The following is a 1572-nucleotide window of genomic DNA, read 5'->3' on the forward strand; positions in this document are numbered from 1 at the left end:
GTGAATTGCCCCAGCCAATTCAAAGCTAAACGAACCGCCCGTATAAACCCTTTGGGCGCGGTCGGCCGGATCAATCTGGGAACGCGGTTTAAAATTAGTGCTGTAAAGGGGTTGGTCGTCATCGTCATGAGCAATCATGCCGCTTTGATCCCCTCTTTTAAGCACGATAAGCGTTTCGCCTTCAAGCATAGCGATTCCGTTATTGTCGAATGGAATTTTAGATGACCGGTTCATTAATTTCTGAATCCCATATTCGATACTGAGAATAAGGTAATGCTTGGAGTGGATAACGTCGATGTACTCACCGGATACCGTTTTACCTTCGCTTGTAACATCGTCCCCGGCCTTGGTCACGTAAGTATTGGCGCCCACCGCGTGAATCTGCTGCAGCTCTGTGTCATCAATATCGAGCGGTACGATACCTTTCAGCGTTTTCCCCTTCCAGGTCACACTACCCACATCTTCCGCCGCCACCTCGCCAAGCCAAGCAGCCTCCGGGTAATTCGATGTGTCGATGTGGTAGAACATGGTCGTGTTGTTGTACTTTTTGGCATATATCTTTCCAAGGTCGTCTTTGCTGCTGGTGCTCGCAAAAAATTGTCGGTTGTCGTACAACTCGACGGCATCCGCAATTGTTGTAATATTTGAAAGTTGGCTGCTCGTAGAGACGAGAAAATACCAGTCTTTCTTAAAAATCTGCGGAAGGAAATCCGTCAAGGTTTGTTCAGGGGCCTTGTAGAGCATGACGGCGATTTCCGCCGGTGCATTATCCTGCAGGAAAATAGACAAAGCCGCCTTATAAACTTCCGTATTTGCTGCAAAGTCTGCCCGGACAGCGTCTAAATCGGTGTAGGTTGTATATGGATGGCCGGTAGCGCTGGACCCGATAATCAAGGTCTTTCCGAACCCAAGTTTAGGCGTCGGGCGCTGAATATCAATTGTTACTTTTACGTCGCTTTTTACTGCCAATAGTCTCAACTCCTTGTAATTGTTACTTTATCAATCGGGACAAGAGGGGTTTCTACAATGTCCTGTGTTCGAAATTCAACGTCAAAGCCTTGCCGCCGCTCCCACTCGCTGCCGATTGCAATGTCACGGTTCTGGACCTCTCCAATTTCATAGACCACAGCATTCACGGATTCCTTAAGCAACTCGCGGCCAGCTCCGCGGAACCATTCCCGCGCTTTCAAAGCGTTCTCCATGCTTGTGGCCTTGTCATCGGCATAGGACAAAAAAGAGACGGTAAACGGCACCGTCTCCACTTCTCGTATCTTATCGTCTGCCACATACACGGCCGGGTAACCGGGCCGGTCCCCGAAGCTGCCGGAAAAGTCGTAGGTTAAAAATGCCGTTTTAGGAATGTCTCCCCCGCCGTTCATCTCGATAACCTTCACACCTAAATGTGCTGCGAGTCCCCGAACTATTGCGTTGCGGATCGCTTTAAATTGGATCATTAGCGACCACCTTTTTCAAAACGTACTGGTTGACGTCCCTGTACTCCCTTTCTTGGGGAGACACCACGGTATATTGCACACCCTTGTAGGTAACAAGGTCCCCGGGTTCGTGTGCATA

General features: G+C 49.3%; 2 protein-coding genes. Both read right to left on the reverse strand.

The window, feature by feature from the left end; genetic code table 11:
* On the reverse strand, positions 1 to 969 hold a 969-nt coding region (locus ABH899_RS28525), incomplete at its 3' end, for a DUF3383 family protein (RefSeq protein ID WP_370002281.1).
* A gap of 5 nt (positions 970 to 974) precedes the next feature.
* On the reverse strand, positions 975 to 1454 hold the full coding sequence (locus tag ABH899_RS28530; RefSeq protein WP_370002283.1) for a phage neck terminator protein: 480 nt from the start codon (positions 1452 to 1454) through the stop codon (positions 975 to 977).
* Between the last annotated feature and the right edge of the window lie 118 nt (positions 1455 to 1572).

It is taken from the genome of Paenibacillus sp. RC84 (assembly GCF_041260495.1).
Taxonomy (GTDB): domain Bacteria; phylum Bacillota; class Bacilli; order Paenibacillales; family NBRC-103111; genus Paenibacillus_F.

Bases quoted from the DNA above. Each gene is read 5' to 3' on its own strand.
- ABH899_RS28530 (WP_370002283.1), bottom strand. From the start codon at position 1,454: ATGATCCAATTTAAAGCGATCCGCAACGCAATAGTTCGGGGACTCGCA.